Source organism: Corynebacterium sp. LK14 (genome assembly GCF_008042215.1).
Lineage (GTDB): Bacteria > Actinomycetota > Actinomycetes > Mycobacteriales > Mycobacteriaceae > Corynebacterium > Corynebacterium striatum.
In genome coordinates this window covers 1-2,092 of sequence record NZ_NOVQ01000022.1, presented here as the reverse complement: position 1 = coordinate 2,092, position 2,092 = coordinate 1, and the positions used below count along the sequence as shown (strand labels likewise).

Genomic DNA, 2,092 nt, shown 5'->3' with positions numbered 1-2,092 from the left:
ACTAGTTATCGATGCTCTAGCCCACGCACACGGCGTGCGCGGCAGTCTTGACGGGACTATTTTCCATTCCGATCACGGCAGCGTGTACACCTCACAAGCCTTTAGGAACTACTGCTCGTCGTTAGGTGTGCGCCAGTCCATGGGCGCGGTTGGAACGAGTGCCGATAATGCCCTGGCAGAATCCTTTAACGCCACCTTAAAGCGGGAAGTGCTGCGTGATCGGAAAGTCTTTGACAACCCAATTAGCTGTCGTCAAGAGGTCTTCCGGTGGTGCATGCGCTACAACACGCGCAGGCGGCACTCCTGGTGTAACCTCCTAGCTCCCGATGACTTCGAAGCACTCACATCAGCTACACTGACCAAAGCAGCATAGCTAACCCCCGACGTGTCTACTTTCCGGGGGTCAGGCCCAAGCTTTGGACTACGCTACCCCACAGGAAGTAGAAACCGAGTACTATCTCACCCAGGCCATCAACACAGGGCCGTAAAAGAAGCGGAACTAAACCCAGGACGCTTCGTAACGCCCTAGCAGAATCTTTTAACGCCACCTTAAAGCGGGAAGTCTTGCGTGATAGGAAAGTCTTTGACAATCCCATTATCTGCCGGCAGGAAGTCTTCCGGTGGTGCATGCGCTACAACACGCGCCGGCGGCACTCCTGGTGTAACCTCCTAGCTCCCGATGACTTCGAAGCACTCACATCAGCTACACTGACCAAAGCAGCATAGCTAACCCCCCGACGTGTCCACTTTCCGGGGGCCAGGCCCTACCGCTATTGCACTGACCCAGCCCATACCCCGGATAAGGACATTGCCGGGGTCAAACCTCTTACCCGTGACGAGCTGCTTGCTCGAGCATCATCATTTGGGCCGGCAACGACCAAGGTCGTCTCCTCAATTTTGGAACGCAACGCCAAAGCCGTACCCCGCGGGCTACACACTGCCCGCAACGTGCTCGTCAAGCTGGGCAACAAGCACAACAAGACCACGCTTGAGCCTGCCTGCCAGCAAGTCATTGACCATAGCCTGGCACCCAACATGCAGGTCATCGCGCGGATTCAGGCCGACATCGCCCGCAACGGTCACACCCTCAACCAAACGCCAGCCGTCCAGGCCGATCACGCCCAGTCGCGCATTGTGGATATCACCGCAATCCCTGATGCAGTATTCCTGCGCCCAGCCAGCCACTACGACATCCCGAAGAAGGAGGCCTAGACCATCATGACCACCATCAACCTTGACGATGACATCCGAGCTACACTGCGTAAACTGCGTCTTTCCACCTTCGCTGATATCTTTTTCGACCTAGTCGCCGCCGATGACGCCAACACCGCTCTACCGGAGGAAATCTTCCTCAAAGCCGTGGAAGAAACCGCGGCCAAGCGCCGGCAAACCAACATCGCAAAAGCCATCACCCAGGCGAAATTCCGCTATCCGGGAGCAACACTCGCCGAGCTGATCAACCCAGATGAACGAGGGTTGAATCTACGCCAGCTCAAACGACTAGCCGCAACACCCTGGCGCGACGAACCTTCCAATGTGCACGTCCTAGCGCCCACCGGTGCGGGTAAAACCTACATCGCCTGCGCTATCGGTATTGCTGCTTGCCAGGCTGAATACAGTGTCGCGTACTACCGGCTGGATCAGCTCGTCGATGAATTAGGGGCCTTCCTGCCAGCAGATGAACGCTATGTAGCTAAAATGCGCAAGCTACAAAACATTGATGTACTCATCCTCGATGATTTCCTGACCATAGGAATCAACCAGCGCGGACAAGAAGACCTAACCAAGATCATATTCGACCGCGACGGCAGACTGCCGACCATCATCGTCTCCCAGACAACCGCCGCCTACTGGGTGAAGAAACTACCCGACCCCATCGGCGCGGACTCACTGGTCAGCAGACTCAATGCCGGACAGCGCATCGAACTCGGCGACTACGACATGCGCCAACACCTGGCAAGCGCCACATATGGCGCCAACGAGTAGTCGATCGGATTAGAAGCCCGGCCGCTGGCCCCAACAGGGCCAGCGGCCCGGCCCTACCACCTAGTCGGAATCCAGCCCTACCACCGTTCCGCAACACCCCTACCAA

3 protein-coding genes and 1 pseudogene are annotated in these 2,092 nt (G+C 57.0%); all 4 read left to right on the top strand.

The genetic code is table 11. The features are described from left to right. Window positions 1-373: integrase core domain-containing protein (locus CHU71_RS12660; RefSeq protein ID WP_147761268.1), on the top strand; the 373-nt coding region annotated here is incomplete at its 5' end. 146 nt (window positions 374-519) lie between these two features. Next, window positions 520-726, top strand: a pseudogene (locus CHU71_RS12655) (integrase core domain-containing protein); the annotation flags it as partial. Between the two features lie 171 nt (window positions 727-897). After that, window positions 898-1,212, top strand: a complete 315-nt coding sequence (locus CHU71_RS12650; protein WP_147761267.1) for a hypothetical protein — start codon at window positions 898-900, stop codon at window positions 1,210-1,212. 6 nt (window positions 1,213-1,218) lie between these two features. After that, entirely contained in the window at window positions 1,219-1,986 is a 768-nt protein-coding gene (locus tag CHU71_RS12645) for an ATP-binding protein (RefSeq protein ID WP_062034988.1), read from the top strand. The last annotated feature ends 106 nt before the right edge of the window (window positions 1,987-2,092 follow it).